Origin of the sequence: Oceanihabitans sp. IOP_32 (genome assembly GCF_009498295.1) — a bacterium.
Classification (GTDB): domain Bacteria; phylum Bacteroidota; class Bacteroidia; order Flavobacteriales; family Flavobacteriaceae; genus Wocania; species Wocania indica.
In genome coordinates, this window is record NZ_CP040813.1 from 2935555 (window position 1) to 2952959 (window position 17405).

The 17405-nt window shown below is 34.1% G+C and carries 14 protein-coding genes and 1 pseudogene; 8 read left to right on the forward strand and 7 right to left on the reverse strand.

All coding sequences use genetic code 11. The features are described 5' to 3' along the window. Positions 1–143 precede the first annotated feature (143 nt). Together FEZ18_RS12290 and FEZ18_RS12295 are read right to left on the reverse strand one after the other, a co-directional pair. Positions 144–1276 (reverse strand): annotated as a pseudogene (locus FEZ18_RS12290) (IS91 family transposase). Positions 1277–1278: 2 nt separating this feature from the next. Then, positions 1279–1881, reverse strand: coding sequence for a tyrosine-type recombinase/integrase (locus tag FEZ18_RS12295; RefSeq protein WP_228122749.1), 603 nt, complete (start codon positions 1879–1881; stop codon positions 1279–1281). Positions 1882–3102: 1221 nt separating this feature from the next. Here FEZ18_RS12295 and FEZ18_RS12300 point away from each other — a divergent pair. The 7 genes from FEZ18_RS12300 to FEZ18_RS12330 all read left to right on the forward strand — a co-directional run bounded on the left by FEZ18_RS12300 (position 3103) and on the right by FEZ18_RS12330 (position 10353). Continuing rightward, positions 3103–3393 carry a helix-turn-helix domain-containing protein gene (locus tag FEZ18_RS12300; RefSeq protein ID WP_153268587.1) on the forward strand — a complete coding sequence of 97 codons (291 nt, stop codon included), beginning with the start codon at positions 3103–3105 and terminating at the stop codon, positions 3391–3393. Continuing rightward, complete coding sequence (locus FEZ18_RS12305) at positions 3374–4237, forward strand: reverse transcriptase family protein (protein WP_153268588.1); 864 nt, start codon at positions 3374–3376, stop codon at positions 4235–4237. The genes FEZ18_RS12300 and FEZ18_RS12305 overlap by 20 nt, the downstream gene beginning before the upstream one ends. A 363-nt stretch (positions 4238–4600) precedes the next feature. Then, entirely contained in the window at positions 4601–4831 is a 231-nt protein-coding gene (locus FEZ18_RS12310) for a hypothetical protein (protein ID WP_153268589.1), read from the forward strand. A gap of 5 nt (positions 4832–4836) precedes the next feature. Continuing rightward, the gene (locus FEZ18_RS12315) at positions 4837–6513 is read left to right on the forward strand and encodes a hypothetical protein (protein WP_153268590.1); all 1677 of its coding nucleotides are present in this window, start codon (positions 4837–4839) and stop codon (positions 6511–6513) included. A 5-nt stretch (positions 6514–6518) separates the two neighbouring features. Continuing rightward, complete coding sequence (locus tag FEZ18_RS12320) at positions 6519–7358, forward strand: hypothetical protein (protein ID WP_153268591.1); 840 nt, start codon at positions 6519–6521, stop codon at positions 7356–7358. A gap of 3 nt (positions 7359–7361) precedes the next feature. Then, positions 7362–8777, forward strand: a complete 1416-nt coding sequence (locus FEZ18_RS12325; RefSeq protein ID WP_153268592.1) for a DUF6339 family protein — start codon at positions 7362–7364, stop codon at positions 8775–8777. Between the two features lie 1012 nt (positions 8778–9789). Then, on the forward strand, positions 9790–10353 hold the full coding sequence (locus tag FEZ18_RS12330) for a hypothetical protein (protein ID WP_153268593.1): 564 nt from the start codon (positions 9790–9792) through the stop codon (positions 10351–10353). A 194-nt stretch (positions 10354–10547) separates the two neighbouring features. On the opposite strand, the gene hemG is transcribed toward FEZ18_RS12330, so the two are convergent. From hemG to FEZ18_RS12350, 4 genes are all read right to left on the reverse strand, one after another. Continuing rightward, positions 10548–11111, reverse strand: coding sequence for a menaquinone-dependent protoporphyrinogen IX dehydrogenase (gene hemG / locus FEZ18_RS12335; protein ID WP_153268594.1), 564 nt, complete (start codon positions 11109–11111; stop codon positions 10548–10550). Positions 11112–11215: 104 nt separating this feature from the next. Further along, a complete protein-coding gene (gene msrA, locus FEZ18_RS12340; protein ID WP_153268595.1) occupies positions 11216–11869 on the reverse strand; it encodes a peptide-methionine (S)-S-oxide reductase MsrA in 654 nt (217 codons plus the stop codon). Positions 11870–12221: 352 nt separating this feature from the next. Further along, on the reverse strand, positions 12222–13001 hold the full coding sequence (locus FEZ18_RS12345) for a zinc ribbon domain-containing protein (protein WP_153268596.1): 780 nt from the start codon (positions 12999–13001) through the stop codon (positions 12222–12224). Between the two features lie 3 nt (positions 13002–13004). Continuing rightward, positions 13005–14099, reverse strand: coding sequence for a Nif3-like dinuclear metal center hexameric protein (locus FEZ18_RS12350; protein WP_153268597.1), 1095 nt, complete (start codon positions 14097–14099; stop codon positions 13005–13007). A 54-nt stretch (positions 14100–14153) separates the two neighbouring features. On the opposite strand from FEZ18_RS12350, the gene lpxK reads away from it, so the two are divergent. Beyond that, positions 14154–15161 carry a tetraacyldisaccharide 4'-kinase gene (gene lpxK, locus FEZ18_RS12355; protein WP_153268598.1) on the forward strand — a complete coding sequence of 336 codons (1008 nt, stop codon included), beginning with the start codon at positions 14154–14156 and terminating at the stop codon, positions 15159–15161. Here the strand turns inward: lpxK and FEZ18_RS12360 are convergent. Beyond that, positions 15148–17331 (reverse strand): ATP-binding protein, encoded by a 2184-nt coding sequence (locus FEZ18_RS12360; RefSeq protein WP_228122752.1) that lies wholly within the window; start codon positions 17329–17331, stop codon positions 15148–15150. The genes lpxK and FEZ18_RS12360 overlap by 14 nt on opposite strands. Positions 17332–17405: the final 74 nt, after the last annotated feature.

Consider the following 17405-nt stretch of genomic DNA (forward strand, 5'->3'; position numbering starts at 1 on the left):
TTGGGAGTTTTGGCCTCCCTTTCTTTGGAATATTAAAAGAATATGGCAGATTTAGGACTTACTTTTCCTTGTTCATTACTGCTTTGATGTGTTTTCTTCAGTTTTGGCCATAGCAGTCCCGTTACGTCGGTTTTGCGTTTTTTTCATATTGGTCTGTTTAGGTGTTTCTCGATCTCTTCGCGCCAACCATTCGGTGGTCCACGAGCGGGGAAGGTTGCAATGGTAACCAGGTTTCCTTTTTTACAGCTGGGACACTTGCGGTGCTTTAAAAGTACTTTTTCCGCTAGTTCTGGCCTGCCCAGATCTTTTTGTAGTTCTGGGATTATGGTTCTTTTATAATAGCTGCTCAAGATACCATAGTGCCGATGCGGGTAAACCCTTTGGGCAGGATATGCAATGAAAAACGCCTGATGAACTCGGCATCGGATAGTGCAAGTACCGACTTCTTACCCCCTTGGCGATAATCCTTTACCATAAACCGTACGTTTCCACTTTCAAGACTTTTTATACGATGGTTGCTTATCGCAATTTTATGGGTATAGCGCCCTAGATATTCCACTACCTGTGAAGGCCCAAAGAATGGGCGTTTGCAATAGACCACCCACTGGTTCTTGAACAGGCTTTCGTAAAATGAAGCGGGTTGTGATTTTCCAAGCTCTTTGCGCAGCCCAGCAACAAACCGAGCCCTAAAAACTATGCTCATCGCCTTTACCGGAAACAGGTACTTTCCCTTGCTCTTGGTGTTCTTCCATTTGCCAGTCTTGGTAATCCCACCTCCCGGGACAATGCAGTGCAGGTGTGGGTGCAACGAGAGGTTCTGCCCCCAAGTGTGCAGTATAGCGACCATTCCCATCCTGCCACCCAAGAACTTGGGATTAGCGCCAAAATCCTTAACGATGCCCCAGGCCGTTGTGAACAAAAGGTTGTACACCAATTTTGGCTCGTACAGAGATAACCTGTTCAGCTCACAGGGCAGGGTAAAGACCACGTGGAAGTAAGAAACCTTTAATAAATCTGCCTCCCTTGCCTGGATCCATGCTTCCTTCTTGTGTCCCTGGCACTTGGGGCAATGACGGTTACGGCAACTGTTGTAGCTAAGATGGAGCTTATAACAGGCAGGATTATTACAACAATCAATGTGGCCGCCAAGGGCCGCGGTGCGGCACTTGCGCAGGGCATGCAGGGTGCGGACTTGCCAACTGTTGGCACAATGATTGGCAAGGTGCTCCCTGTTGCGCTCCAATACGTGCGCTACTTCATGATCGGGACAGCACATCCCTATTGACCATAAAGCCTATCCAGCGGACTGAACGGCTTTTGCCTACCTGATTGTGCCACATGGAGGTAGATAAGAGTGGTCTGAATATCTGCGTGTCCCAAGAGGTCCTTCACGCTCATAATGTCCAGACCCATTTCCAAAAGATGGGTGGCATAGCTATGGCGCAGGATATGGGCGGTAATCTCCTTTGTAATACCGCTTTGCTTGCGGGCCTCACGCACGATCCACTGTATCCCTTGCGAGGAAAGCTGCGCCGGACTGCCTGTTCTATCATTGCCGGTAAAGCACCAAGTGACCGGATTCTCTGCCTGTAGGTACTTCTTAAGGCCACGGATCTGTATCTCGGATAAGGGAACATAGCGATCCTTGCGCCCCTTGCCCTGGCGCACGTGCAGCAACTTCCTGTCAAAATCTAGATCCCTGCGTTGTAGGTTGCGAAGTTCAAAATTGCGGAGCCCACAGCCATAGAGCATGGCAAGTACCAATCGGTGCTTGAGCAGTCTTGGAGTGCGAAGCAGTTTTTTTACCTCCCTTTGGTTTAATACCACGGGGAGCTTCTTGGGGCGTTCAATAGAAGGAAGTATGACCCGCATTTCTTTCATCCCAAAGACACGATAAGCATAGCGAAGCCCATAAACGTGTGCTTGAAAAAACTATCTGAGGGGGTCTTATGTTGTGACTTTAAAACGTGTAGATAATCAGATCTGTTCCTCATCGAGCTCAAGTGGACTACAGTTAAAATGGAGTGCGATGTGCGCCAGACAGCGGCATAGTTGGTAAGTGTGCTCTGGCTTTTGCCAGCGAGCTCAACGGAGCGCTTGAGTTTGTGGTAGAGTATTGCAAACTCTGGAACGGAAATAATGGCTCTTTCAATGAGAGTGTCATTTTTTTTTCATAATATTGAGTATTAGATTAAACCTTGATCCTAAAGGTAGTGAATCGTGATGTAACTGTCTCGTGAAGCTACCTTTAGGTTTAGTTCAACAAAGTGTATAGCTCATTGCGGCTGAATTCCTAATCGGAATTCATTGCAATTTGCTATCTTTCGGTCACGCCGGAAAATCCTCGCGGATTTCCCGCAACGAGCCATACACAAGACCGTTAGCTGCAACCTCCAACAAACTTACTTCAAAATTTAACAATCTGAATTTCAGTTTTTTAAGAAATAATTACCACAGAAAATAAAAATAATTACACTTTTTATTAACTCTCTGCTATATTTTATGTATATTTGCATTAATAAATAGTTCTTTGAAAAGATGTTTTGAAGTCGAATTGCTAAATGGAGTTCACTTGACAGCCTGAAAAGGCAACCCAATTGGGTATTTTAACGGCACACATACCTCGCCCTATATATCAACTGATACATTAGGAGAGAATTATAAATGCAGTTATCTATTGCTTCTTATTTTATGAGGAGCAGGGAATTTTAAGTGAGTGTAAGAGAACATTGTTTACACATTTAGTAACAGGCAAATTTAGGCGAAGGAGCAGGGCCAACAATAATGTTGTCCTGTAACTAAATATTTTTTATTATGTCTAGATTAAAACAAAATCGAAACATTGATAGTTTGATACAAAGTATCGAGACTATTAGAAAGAGCCAGTGTTCTCTTTCGGAGGAAGACGTAAAAGTCTTAAATGAAGCATTAGAAATTCTAGTGGTGCTTAAAAGAAAAAAGGGTAGAACGAACGAGCAAGTCCTAACGGAAATTGTGAAAGTCGTTGAATTATTATCTAAATTTTTCCTTTAAAAACAGAAGCTATGAACGCACAATGTAAATCAACAATCCGAACACTCCTTAATTTTTTACAATAAAAAAATGGATTTAGGTATAACTATAAAAAATATTAGAAAGCAAAAAAAGCAAACTCAATCCGAGTTTGCTGCTTCTTGCGGTATAACTCAAACTTACCTCTCTCAAATAGAGAGTAATCAGAGAGAGCCAAATCTTTCAACTTTGAAATTAATAAGTAATGGACTTAATGTACCATTGCCAATTTTATTTTTCTTGTCGTTAGACAAAGAAGATGTTCAACAAAACAAGAGAGAAGCTTTTGAAATTATTAGTCCTTCAGTAAAATCTCTTGTCAATGAATTCTTTGCAGTTTAAAAAAAATGAATTCAAAAAACTATGTGCTATTATTGGTTATAAGCCTTCGATAGTTTCAGAAGTAATTGCGAATATTGACAAGTACTACTACGAAAAGATTGAAGTCAAAAAGGATAAAAAAACTGGAGAAGTTAAAAAGTATAAGGATGGAACTGTCAAGAAAAGAACAATCCATCCTTCTACTAAAGAATTAAAAGCAATTCAAAAATCTATTAAAAAGAATATTCTTGCACCTATTCAACTTCCGAATGAAATACACGGTGGAGTAAAAAAGAGAAGCAACATTACAAACGCTAAACCGCATAAGGGTAATAAGTACATATTTACAACAGACCTACAGGATTTTTATCCAAATATTAGTCACAGCTATGTACACAAAACTTATTTAAGTCTTGGATTTTCAAATCACTTCTCTAATTCATTAACAAAACTTACAACTTGGAAATTTGCCCTTCCACAAGGGACTCCAACGAGTACACATATTTCTAATTTGGTTTTCCTTCAAACAGACCTTGAATTAATACAATTATGTAATGCTAATAACATTACATATACAAGATACGTGGACGACCTGACATTTTCATCTCCTATTGATTTTAAACATCTCCTCAACGATATTCTAGACATCGTTAGGAATAATAATTTCAATTTGAGCTATCGTAAAACTAAATATAAAGGAAATCAAACAGTAACAGGAATTAATATTTTCCTTAATAAAATAGAAGCTCCGGAACATATTATAGAAAAGTCGAAAATTGAGTTGGAAACTAATGCTGAACAGAAACCATATTCAATCTATTTGAATAATATTTCGAAAGAAAATAAGAAAAAAGGCAGCAGCTAACAATGTATAAAAAAAATAGGGCAAAAAGCGTTTAATCGAAAGGTCTGTGAGTGTTTGCCAAGTCACCAAATTTTTAAATTTGGTATAATTTAAAGAGAAAAGATAATTAACAAAATTTAAAAATTCGGCTTTAGCTTAATCCGAAAAGTAACGCATACTACTGCCCTACTTTTCTTATACTAGACCGTTCTCTGCAAGCTGAATCCATCCGCACAAACAGCACATTTGGTTTTTGCCAACACATAAACCAAGCTTAAAAAACCAAAAGAGCTGTTCTTTCAAAAACAAAAATGTATACTATATATTGTTTTTTATAGTATTTATTTTATATTTGTAATTATATTTAATTATTTATATGAAATAATGGATAATTCTGAACTAAAAAAAGATAGATTTAAACGAGTTGCATCTCGCAGAGTAGATAATATCCTTAAAGGAATTAGAAGTCTCTCTAAATGTTCAAATACCAATAATTACGAGTATAACGAGGACGACTTGAACAAAATGTTACGAGCTATCAGAGATGAAATTAGAACAATGGAAACTATTTACAAGAAGAACCTAAGTAAAAACAATGACACCTTTAATTTCTAGATAATATGAAATGGAATTTTAACAAATTAAGGCTTGGAGACGAAAAACAAGGAATTAGAGATGGTGATATGTCTGATTTCAGTAAAACACACTATAAGTCTGTCGTGCGAGAAAGCATACAAAATTCACTTGACGCAAGAAATGATTATAGCAAACCCGTTATTGTTGATTTTTCATTTCATTCATTTGAGAAAAATTTTTTAGAGAATTTCTCTAATATAGAAGATAGGATTAGGAATTGTTTGGAGTACGCAAATAATCCTGACGACAAAGAATTTTTATCTACAATGATTTCAAGTTTTGAAAGTGTTGACAGGTATGAGTGTATGGAAATATCTGATTACAACACTTTAGGTATGGATATGGAGTATTCTTATGATTCATTTGCAAATTCCAGAAACATTTCAAGTAAATTTTCAAAAGGTTCTGCTGGTTCAAAAGGAATGGGTAAAGCTGTTTACTTCGCTTCATCCTACTTACAATCAATTGTAGTCTCGACTAAATCCTCAAGTGAAACAGCTATTTTTCAAGGCATAAGTAAGATTGCTACCCATAATTTTGATGAGTTAGAATATTCACATAAAGGATTTTATGGAAATGGTATGGAAGCAATACAAAATGAGGATGAAATACCTGAAAATTTCAAAAGAGCAGAAATTGGAACATCAATTTATATTATAGGATTAAAGCCTGACCAAAATAGAATTGAAGAAATGACCAAAGAATTACTTGCAAATTTTTGGTTAGCTATATATGAAAGTGACCTTATAGTCAAAATTGATGGGAAGGAATTCAATAATGAAACTCTTCAAAATGAAATAACTCAACGTTATGCAGAATTAGACGAATCTGGTCAGTATAATAAGTTTCCAAATCCGAGACCTTATTTTGAAACTTACAAAGGCATTCAAAACACAAATAAAGAATATTCTGATAGAATAGATATTTTAGGTCAAGTTCGTTTGATACTTGGTAGAAATAATAATTATCCTGGAAGAATAGCTTTTTATAGAAAATCCAAAATGCTTATTTACAAGGACTCTTCTTACATCTACAAAGGTTATTGTGGACTATTTATATGTGATGACGATGAAGGTAATGAAATTCTTAAGAAACTAGAAAACGCCAAGCACAATGAATGGAACTCTGGTAATTGGGATAACCCAATGGCAAATCAAGCAATTAGGTCTTATCGAAATTTTGTACAAAAATGTGTGAACGATTTTACAGAGATTGAACAAGGTTTAGATATTTCTATTCCCGAGTTGGACCGGCTATTGGGTATAATGGAAACAGGGAAAGGTGTTGGTGGAACAGTTCTAGATAATGGCAGAATTAAAACGAAAGAAAAACCAAAGCCTATAAAACAAAAATCAATTCCAACCGATAGGATTCCCAAAAATTTTAATTGGCTACGATGCAAGGTTGAACCATTAAGTAACTCTTTCGAATATAAAGTTTCCATAAACTCTAAAGTTAAAGACAATAACGTAAGTTTTGAGGTACTAGTTGGTTCAGATGACAAAAAAGGTAAAAACAAAGTAGACCTACTTTCTATATCTGAAGGGTCTTTTAAGAACAACGTTATAACCTTGAATCTAAAAAAAGGGTTAAACGAGCTGTCGATGGTTTTAAAGGATAATTTAAAACACACAATCAGATTAAAGGAATATAATAGTTAGAGCATATGAAAATAAGTGGTTACAAATTTGGTCATCCTGTTTTTGGTCTTGAAGACTACTACGACTTTAGACCTGACATAAATATTGAACAAAAAGTTGAAAACGAAGATTTAGTTATTTCATCTTCACGTTTTGATTTAGGCGATAATCAAAAGCTTCGAGAACTAATTGAAAATGAAGATGCTCACATAGTGACTGAAGTTTTCTGCTCTTACACAATGTATAGAAAAAGTTTCAATTCAAAGGACGGAATTAATGTCCGTATTCCATTAAAAAACTTAAAAAATAGGCTTGAAATACTCTATTTCATAATTGCGAATAAAGACATTGAAAAATATTCTAACGATGCAATTAAACCAAGTCTGCGTAAGCAAAACTTTTATATTGAAAAAGGTGATATACTCGGAATGCTTGGAGAAGAAATAGTAACATTAGATGTTTCTACTTCAATGGATAGTATTGTAAAAATTAGAAAAAGTGACAATAATGAGACACCAACTTTCTACTGGAACGAATCTAGTATTATTATCAATTTGCCAAATTCATCATTCACAAAATTAAATAAGTTTAAGGCAAGTTTAGATTATCAAAAAATACTGGTTTCTTCAATTTTGCAATCTGCTCTAATTCACGCTTGTTACAAATTAAAGATAGATGGTCAGTATTCAGAAAAAAATTGGCACAAAGCTTTACTTATAAATTGGCAGAAATACAACAAGCAAAGTGAATCACCTTCCGAAGAAGAAATACCTGAATTTGTTGAATATATGCTAAAAAAACCATTCAGACTTTTAATTGATACCATTGAAGAAGTTGACGATAAAATTAGAAATACTCAAGCTTAAACTATGAATTACAAAATATTTAAACCTAGCTTAGTTGGCGAGTTTCTTGACAAGTTATTACAAGAGGATGCTGATTTCATAAAACTTTATGAAAACCAAGAGGAATTTTTATACGATTTCAAGGAAACTGACATAATTGAATCTAATATTCCAATAATAAATGAAACATTAGGCGAAGATATGTTAGATATTTTTAGTTCCAATCAAGCTGATAGTCAGAAAGCAGATTTTGAATGTGCAAAGCTTCTATACGAAAACTTAGATTTATCACCTTCGCAGGCAGGTAATGCCGATTTTTGGAATTATCTGCATCATTTTGATATGTATAAATATATTCATAGGAGATGGAAGAATCAAGGTAACATTATAACTCATATTAAACGTCATTGGTTATTAAATCTCACATCTCAAAAGCATCTTATAAACTTCCCTTTAACTACATTATGGTGGTCTATACATTTAACAATTGATGATTCAAGAGAGGATAAATACGAATTGAGCAAAATTTATTTCAGCAATAACAGATTTAGAACGGTGAGTCTCGGTGGTATGTCTTTTGTGAGACATAAACCAGCTATTCTAAGTGTTTTGAACTTTATGCACAATTATCGCTCAGAGCTTACTAAAAAGATTAACTACACAGATTTAGGTGATGAAATTTCCAAATTCATAAATCTATTAGGAGGAACAAAACCATTATCTTATTTTGAAGAGGAGTGGTTTACAGCCAAGTTAATGGAAAGGTTCAAAATCGGAATTGAGAGTGAAACAAATGAAAAAGAATTTGAACAACTCGTAAGTGATATTAAGAAAAGTGAAAATGAAAAAGTGCTTTGTTATTTCTGCCTAAACAATTCGGGAAATCCTAATTATATGGTCTCTGATACAAAAAGAGAGGATTTTGATTTTTGCATTGAAATAAATGGTGCAAATCGGAATGGATATCTAATACATTTTTATGAAGAAGGAAAAATCAAAAAATCTAAAATAGATTCTTCACTTCTAGATAGAAATCGAAATCAAATGTATTCAAACGGAAAATGCAATAACCTAAACCTAGTAGGCATAAAAATTATTAGTAATAACGTGTTGTTCGGAATTGCTTATACCAAGAATGGCATTACAAAATTTAAAGCTATGGACGAATCCGACACATCGCTATTTAGAGAAGACAACAACAGCTTACACCAAGAAGGAAAGAAAATTTTATATGCAAAAAATTATGAGAAAATAAAGTATAAGCTATTACCCTATTCTATAAAAAAAGACCTAGGAACACTAGTTCAAGGACCTTTAGGCAAGGGAGCTGATATAACCAATAATTACCATTCCCCAAAGTGGTCTATTTTAAAAGAATTTTGGCCAGAATTGTTTCAAAGAGAACAACAAGCAATAAATTTTGGGGAATTGCCGAGTTAAAGCCATACACATTTGCAATTCGCTGAAGCCAAGCAAAAGCCCAAAATTGCAAAAGAGTATGGCTTTGCCAACGCTGATTGACAATAGGAATGAAAAAAGCCAGCAGAGAACAATGTGTATAAGTAATAGCGGTTTAAGTGATAGAACAAAAGGAAAAACATAAAACAAAGGTCAGTACAAAACCGAAAGGTTTGTGAGTAGAAATCCGCTACTACTCATACACGAGAACGTTGTGCCCAATGGTTGAAAATCCGAGCTGAAGAGATTAAGTCATTGGCTGACAGTAATGGAGAATTTCAGCAAAATAGCCAATTTATTGATTGACAATCTATTTCACGATTGAGGTTTTGCCTTGGTTTGACTGTCATCCGCCGACTTAAAATATTTTTTTTGGCTTGACTCTCAACGATTGAATGGAAAACGGGCTGAATTTAAGCTTCACTGAAAACTGAAATTTAGCAAAGCGGGTTTGAATAAAAGGGTTGAATTGAAATTCTGAATGCAATGAATGTTTTCGGTTTTTTGGGGTGTCGAACGACGAGGAAAGTATCTTGATTAATTTATCCGAAAACCGAATTTTAATGTGCTAATTTCAATCTGAATATTCTTAAGATTAACCCGTTCGGAGAATTGAATTACATACTTAAATCAGCCCTTGAAAGAGTTGGATTAAAGAATTCCTCGGCTGGAAAAAAATATTAGAGCGACCACGAAATCCTTGCGCTGAATATATTGGATAGAATCTGAATTTACGGTGGCAGGTTTTGCGTAGTCTTTGAATTTATCGACAAATGTTCAATCGCTCGTATTTATTGACGAAGAAAAGAAACCACAGGGCACAACAAAGGGTGTAAAAAATGCTGGTTTCTAGGCTGTAATCGGTAACTTTTCGTTCCAATTTAGCTTTTTACTGTGGGATAATGACGATGTTCCAATCTCCAGCACTTTCCACACCCTCAGCCGTTGTGCAACATTTACGAAAAAACTTACATTAGAACAAAAAATAAACTGAATGAAAAGAATATTATTTACAATCGCTTTGTGCGGAATGACTTTAATCGCTAAATCTCAAACCGCAAGTGTGGAAAAATCTACTTATGGAATTCAAACTGGATTTTTAGGAATTTGGGCTCATAACGAATCTAAATTGACTAATTCCATAGCGTTACGAACTGAAATTGGATTTGATAGCGGAATTTGGGGTGGAGATTTCTACGATGGAACTGGATTTTTAATGACACCTGTTATCACTCTCGAACCACGACTTTACTACAACCTGAATAAAAGAGTGAAAAAGTCACGTAGGATTGACGGAAATAGCGGTAATTTTATTTCATTGAAAACGAGTTATCATCCTGATTGGTTTGTTATTTCTAATACTGATAATGTTAGTGTAATAAGTGATATTTCGATTGTACCAACTTGGGGAATAAGAAGAAACATCGGAAAACATTTTACGTACGAAACTGGCATCGGAATTGGATATCGCTACATATTTGCGAAACAAGCTGGATTTTCAGAAAACGAAGGCGAAGCAACTGCGAATTTACATTTAAGAATAGGATATAGATTTTAGACCGAATAAAAAACGTTGCACAATAACTAAGCATTCGTGTGGTCGGTACGACCCAACATGAATGCCGTGTTGACTGAACCGGTGTTTGTCGGTTCGCCCTTATGGGGAATGGTCTGTTTTGGATTGGATTTTTAGGAGTTGGTTTTTCTAAAATTTGATGCACCAATTTATTGAGAATGATCCGATTTTTCGTACTAGTTGATTATTGCTTGATTGGCTTTATCTCTTATAAGATCTTTGCTTATTTTTAAAGCAAATTCATCTACTTTCTTCCATGACGTATACTCTATAGCTTTATTGGTTTTTGTAGGGCCTTTTGTTAATTTCATAATGAATTTAATCATTAATTTATCTAAAAAAGAGTATGCGCTATAGTCTAATTTACCAGCAAATACTTCTGTGTAATCTGGATTCCAACTCGTGTTTTTAATAAATTTTATAAAATACGGATTGGTGTTTGGTGAATTTTTATCCGCTTTTCTAGCGACTAGATTTACTGAGAAAAAAGCCGTTTTAATGTTTTTAAAATAGGGTTTATTTTCTTTAACAAACTTATATACTTGCTCATTATGTTTACCGTACCTCACACTAGCTCCAATTATTAAGGTGTGAAATTTTGACAAATCGGCGTTAAAATTTTCGATTGGAAACCACGTTGTCTCTATTTGTTTATCGTTAAAGGATTTGTATAATCGTTCACAGATTTTTTTTGTTTGTCCATCTACAGAAGAATAAATAATTCCAACGTTTTGTTGCATGTTTTTGTTCGTTATTTTAAGGTATTTAATAATTTTTTTAAGTATTCTTACAACTTCATAAGATGAATATCTTACTTCATGTATAAAACTTAAATAAACTACATTTAATTTTTTAACAAGGTGTCTGGGAAATTCGCTTTAAACTTTTTTAATCGAGGTATAGACACATTTTTTATATAGGAATTATTTGGGTTACGTTTTTCGTAATCTTGATGATAGTCTTCAGCTATCCAAAATTTTTGAAAAGGGTAGACCTCTGCGGCAATAGTAACATTAAGTTTTTTAGCTAACGTATTCTTTTTGTTTATAATAATTTGTTTTTGAGATTCATTTTGATAAAAAATTATTGACCGGTATTGCGAGCCGTGATCTGGCCCCTGTCCGTTTACCTGGCTAATATTTTGAGAAGCGAAATACACGTCTACTAAGGTTTCAAAACTCACTATTTTTGGGTCGTAAATAACTTCAACAGCCTCTGCATGGCCAGTAGTACCCGTATTACTAGATTGGTATGTTGGGTTTTTTGTATATCCTCCTGCATATCCCGAAACAGCCTCATGAACGCCCTTTACACTCTCATAAATGGCCTCAACGCACCAAAAGCATCCGCTGGCAAAATAAGCACGTGCTTTACCATTTTTAATTGGAACTTCTATAGGTTCTGCATTAATTATAGCTTGTTGTTTTTTGTTGATTTGTGCCGAATTCTGACAGCTAAAAAATAAGCTAATAATAGCTAAGCACGTTAATTTTTTCATGGTTGTAATTTATTTGCTTTTTAAAATAGTTTTATAAAAATACAAAACCTTATTTGTAAGGGTTTTAAAATTAACATAATGTTTATGTTGTTGGGATATCGAGGAGGTGGCTCAATAACATAAGTGAATGTAACCCATAGCATTTTACAAGAAGAGTAAACCTGTTAAAATCTGCTTCTTGTGGGTTAAAGATTACAAATTATTTTGTCTTTATCATCTTTTAGTTGATTGTCCTGCCGCTCAAAACGATTTCAACTAATACTCGAATCGACCATAGAGGGATAAAACCACTTATAGGGCATAAAAAAAACCTTCGAAAGGAAGGTTTTTAGAATATAGGTTTAGAATGGAACTAAAGTTTTGAGAACATTTTTTCCATTTTTGCTTTTTGCTCTTCTGCTAAAGCTGTATCAACTAAAATTCGTCCACTATGCTCGTCTGTAATCACTCTTTTACGAGAAGCGATCTCCACTTGAACTTGCGGTGGAATTGTGAAGAACGATCCTCCTGAGGCACCTCTTTCAATAGGCACAACAGCTAAACCGTTTTTAACATTTTTGCGAATTCTATTATATGCAGCAACTAATCGGGCTTCGATTTGTTTTTTGTAGTCTTCTGATTTTGAAATTAAAGCTTGTTCTTCTTTTTCAGTTTCTGCTAAGATAGCATCTAATTCATCTTTCTTGTGTTTTAGATGACTTTCACGCTGTTTAACACGCTCTTTAGTTTCTGCAATAACTTGCTTTTTCTGCTCTATTTGAACTTTAAATTCTTTTATATGTTTTTCTGCTAATTCAATTTCTAACTCTTGGAATTCGATTTCCTTACTAAGCGAATTAAACTCTCTGTTATTTCTAACATTTTGTTGCTGCTCAGTATATTTTTTGATTAAAGCTTTAGATTCTTCAATAAGATTTTTCTTAGCGGTAATGTCGTTATTTATTACCTCTAAACTAGCAACTAGTTTATCTAATCTAATGTTTAGTCCAGCAACTTCATCTTCTAAATCACGAACTTCTAATGGAAGTTCTCCACGAACGTTTCTTATTTCGTCTATACGAGAATCGATGAGTTGTAAATCGTATAGAGCTCTCAAGCGATCTTCTACAGTTATTTCTTTCTTTTTAGCCATACATTAAAAATACTTAACAGGATTGGTGTTTGTGTTTGATAAAACGATTGCAAAATTAGTGATTTTTTTTGTAAGATATGCTACTAAAAGATTTTTTGTGTATTGTTCGCTTTCATAATGTCCTATATCTGCCAAAATTATGTTATTTTCTGCCATAAAAAAATCGTGGTATTTTAAATCGGCTGTCACAAAGGCATCAGCACCAGCGGCTTGTGCTGCTTGAATTGCAAAACTTCCAGATCCACCCAAAACAGCTACTTTTTTAATAGACTTGTTTATTAATGCGGAGTGCCGAATACATTCGGTATTCATTTTAGCTTTTAAATGTTCTAAAAAACACGGGCCATCCATGGGGTTTTCTAATTCACCAAGCATCCCCATACCAATATGTTGGTTTTTATTTTCTAAAGTTGTTATTTCGTAAGCAACTTCTTCGTAACTGTGCGTCTTAAAAAGGGTTTTAAGTATTTTAGATTCTAAATGTTTGGCATAGGTGATGGTTATTTTGGTCTCGGCTTCGGTGTGTAATATTTCTTTTTCACCAACGACAGGATTAGAGTTCGCGTTCCCTTTAAAAGTGCCAAAGCCATCTACATTAAAACTACAATTGTCGTAATTGCCAATATTCCCAGCACCAGCATTAAACAAAGCGGTTCTTAATTGTTGGGCTTCTTGTTTTGGCACGTAAGTGGTTAACTTTTTTATAGTGTTGCTTTGGGGTATTAAAACTCGTTTGTTAACGAGTTTTAATTGGTCGCAAATCATATGGTTTACGCCTTGCCAAGCATTATCTAAAGCAGTGTGTATGGCGTAAATGGCAATGTCGTTTTTTATAGCTTTTAATACCACGCGCTCCACATAATTCTTGCCTGTGATTTTTTTTAGGCCCTTAAAAATAATAGGGTGGAAGCTCACAATAAGATTACATTTTTTATCTATAGCCTCGTCTACAACGGTTTCGAGTGTGTCTAAAGTGACTAAAACTCCAGTGATTTTTGCGTTTTTATCGCCTACAAGCAGGCCTACGTTATCAAAATCTTCAGCGTAAGCCAAAGGTGCAAGTGCTTCTAAATGATTTATAACGTCTTGAACTATCATATTTATTTTATGGTATTGATTTAAAACAAATATAAATATTATATTTTCGTGGCTGTGAAGCTAATTAGAAAAATATTATTCCCAGTTGTCCCAATTTACTACGTGGTAACTTGGTTGCGAAATAAATTGTATGATCTGGGAATTAAAAAATCCGTTTCATACGATTTCCCTGTGATATGTGTTGGTAATTTAAGCGTTGGTGGCACCGGTAAAACACCAATGATTGAATATTTAATTAACTTGCTTAAAGATGATTTTAAAGTGGCCACTTTAAGTAGGGGGTATAAGCGAAAAACTTCTGGATTTCAGTTGGCCGGTGGGTTATCGGATGCTGACACTCTTGGAGATGAGCCTTTTCAATTTTACAATAAATTTAAAAATGATATTTTGGTGGCTGTTGATTCTGATAGAAATAACGGTATTAGAAACCTTAGAAATTTAGAGGGTAAGCCTAATGTTATTTTACTCGACGACGCTTTTCAACATCGCAAGGTTAAAGCGCGTTTCAATATATTATTAACAACTTACAGCAGTATTTATACTGACGACATGGTTTTGCCTACTGGTAATTTAAGAGAACCCAAAAGTGGTGCAAAACGTGCCGATGTTATTGTGGTGACAAAATGCCCTTATAATTTAGAAGTAAACACTCAAAACGAAATTATAAAGAAGATTAAACCTGAAAATGATCAGCACGTATTCTTTAGCCATATTACTTATTCTAATGCGGTGTTTTCTAGTAATACCTCAATAGAATTAAAAACTTTGCCAAATTTTACTTTAGTTACCGGAATTGCAAATGCAAAGCCTTTAGTTGATTTTTTAGCGACTTATAATTTAAATTTTAATCATTTGAATTATAGTGATCATCATGACTTCTCGCAGCAAGATATTCTTGAATTGCAAAAGCATGAATTAATTATTACTACCGAAAAAGACTATATGCGCTTGAAAAAATACGACATTTTAAGACCAAAGTTATACTATTTGCCCATAACAATTGGTTTAAATGATACTCAGGTGTTTAATAAGTTAATTAAAGATGTGGTTACACCAATTTAGTGTTGCTGTTCTGTAAAGCTAAAGCGTTATAAAGCTTTTTTTCGAATTCTTCTTGCTTGAAGGGTTTGGGTATAATATCTGTAAAACCCGCATTTTTAAATTCAACCATTCTATCTTCTATAGTTACGGCTGTTAATGCAATAATAATGATATCGTTATTAAATTCTCTAATTAATTTGGTGGCTTCGATACCGCTTATACCTGGCATATGAATATCCATTAAAACAACTTTATAATGGTTTGTTTTTACTAGTTTCACGGCTTCCTTACCATTGTCAATTACATCACAGTCCAGATTCAATTTGCTTAAAATCTTCTTGGTAATCATTTGGTTTATTTTGTTGTCTTCAACAATTAAAATTTTTACACCAGTAAGATCTAGCTTTTCGACATCTTTGCTAAAATAAGTGGGTGCTTTTTCTGGAACCTCCATTTTGGTTGTATATTCCATTGGTATTTCACAATAAAAAATGGTGCCTTTGCCTAACTCACTTTTTAAATAAATTTTACCTTTTAAAAGATTTACTAGGCCTTTTACTATATAAAGCCCTAAGCCTGTACCGCCGTACATTCTATTAATTTGTACAGAACCTTGTGCAAAGCTATCAAACAAATTATTTTGCTTTTCTTGGCTAATACCAATACCATTATCTTCTATTTCAAATCGCAAGGTACAGGTGGTATCGTTTTGGTTAATTTTATAAACTCTAATCCAGATATCCCCATTTTTTGTAAATTTAATGGCGTTACCTATTAAATTTATGAGTATTTGAGATAATTTTAATTGATCTGCTATAAAATTTTCAGATAATTTCGAGTCGTATTCGAGATGAATTTGACTGTTGTTCTCTAAAGCGGAATTGTTTAAAGCTAAAATAATGTTGTTTATTTTATCTTTTAAATTAAAAACTTCTTTCTCAAACTCAACTTTATTGGCTTCAATTTTATTAATTTGAAGAATATCATTAATAAAGGTAAGCAAGTAATCGCCTGAAAACTTGAGTGATTTTAAATGCGGAATTTGCTCTGGTTTTGGATTCTCTTCTAAAAGCAGATTACTTAAACCTGTTACGGCGTACAGCGGAGTTCTTAATTCGTGAGTTATTGTTGATAAAAAATTAGTTTTTGTTTTAGTCGCTAATTCTGCTTTTTCTTTGGCTGTGACTAATTCTTTGTTTTTTACTTGAAGTACATTATTTGTTTTTATGCGAATGTTGTTGTTTCTATAAAGCGATAGGGTTAGCAAAGAAAGCATAATAATTAAAGCAACACTTAGTATAGATATAAAGGTGTTTAACTCGTTTTTGTTTTCAGCTTTTTTTAACTCTTCAGCCTGCTTTCTGTTTTCTTCTATTTTACTATTAATAAAAGATTCTACCTTTTGGTCGTAATATAGTTTTTCGTGATTTATAGACCTCAACGAATCAGATAGTTTAATATGTTCTTTTAAGTAGGCGTTGGAGGCTTTATAATTACCAATATTATTATTAATTTCACTCAGGTTTAAATAGGCGCCGTTTAAGATACGGGCATAATTATTTTCTTTAGCAATTTTGATACCTTCTTGAGTGAATTCCAGAGCTTTTTTATTATCACCTAAAAGACTGTAAATTTGACCTTGTCTTACTAGCGCATCACTTTTAGTTTTAAAATAACCGTTCTCTCTTGCCAATAAAATGGCTTGCTCGTTGGTTGCTTTAGCTTTTTCTAAATCGTTTAATTTTAAATGTATTTTAACTTCAGAAAGTAAAACTAGCCCTAAACATTCGTTTAAATTTTCGTTTTGGAATATGGACTTAGCGTGGTTGTATTTATCTAAAGCTTTGGAAAATTCTTTGTTTTCAGAATATATATGTCCAAAAATTTTATAAGATTTTCCAAGATTTTCATAATCGGAGATCGATTCTTGTATTTTTATAGCTCTATTAATTGATGTGATAGCACTATCTTCTTGTTGTACAATAAGTTTTAATTTGGCCTTTAGGGCATAGAGGACACCTTCCTTTTTCTTATTGTCTGCATCGACTGCAATTTTTATTGCTTTTATAAGTTGTTGTTTGGCTTCGTAATAATTGTGCTTATTTATATTAAGCTGGGCTTGTTCAATATAATAATCAATATTAGCATCAACAAGTGCGCGGTCTTTTCCGGCCGTTCTTTGTGATGACACAAGGGTAGTAAACAACAAAAAAATTATAAAGATGTATTTTTTCGATATTCTCATCTTTAAGTTTGAAATTATCA

Bases quoted from the DNA above. Each gene is read 5' to 3' on its own strand.
- FEZ18_RS12310 (WP_153268589.1), top strand. From the start codon at position 4,601: ATGGATAATTCTGAACTAAAAAAAGATAGATTTAAACGAGTTGCATCT.
- FEZ18_RS12350 (WP_153268597.1), bottom strand. From the start codon at position 14,099: ATGATAGTTCAAGACGTTATAAATCATTTAGAAGCACTTGCACCTTTG.
- FEZ18_RS12320 (WP_153268591.1), top strand. From the start codon at position 6,519: ATGAAAATAAGTGGTTACAAATTTGGTCATCCTGTTTTTGGTCTTGAA.
- FEZ18_RS12345 (WP_153268596.1), bottom strand. From the start codon at position 13,001: ATGGCTAAAAAGAAAGAAATAACTGTAGAAGATCGCTTGAGAGCTCTA.
- FEZ18_RS12325 (WP_153268592.1), top strand. From the start codon at position 7,362: ATGAATTACAAAATATTTAAACCTAGCTTAGTTGGCGAGTTTCTTGAC.
- hemG (WP_153268594.1), bottom strand. From the start codon at position 11,111: ATGCAACAAAACGTTGGAATTATTTATTCTTCTGTAGATGGACAAACA.
- FEZ18_RS12295 (WP_228122749.1), bottom strand. From the start codon at position 1,881: ATGAAAGAAATGCGGGTCATACTTCCTTCTATTGAACGCCCCAAGAAG.
- FEZ18_RS12330 (WP_153268593.1), top strand. From the start codon at position 9,790: ATGAAAAGAATATTATTTACAATCGCTTTGTGCGGAATGACTTTAATC.
- FEZ18_RS12305 (WP_153268588.1), top strand. From the start codon at position 3,374: ATGAATTCTTTGCAGTTTAAAAAAAATGAATTCAAAAAACTATGTGCT.
- msrA (WP_153268595.1), bottom strand. From the start codon at position 11,869: ATGAAAAAATTAACGTGCTTAGCTATTATTAGCTTATTTTTTAGCTGT.
- FEZ18_RS12315 (WP_153268590.1), top strand. From the start codon at position 4,837: ATGAAATGGAATTTTAACAAATTAAGGCTTGGAGACGAAAAACAAGGA.
- FEZ18_RS12300 (WP_153268587.1), top strand. From the start codon at position 3,103: ATGGATTTAGGTATAACTATAAAAAATATTAGAAAGCAAAAAAAGCAA.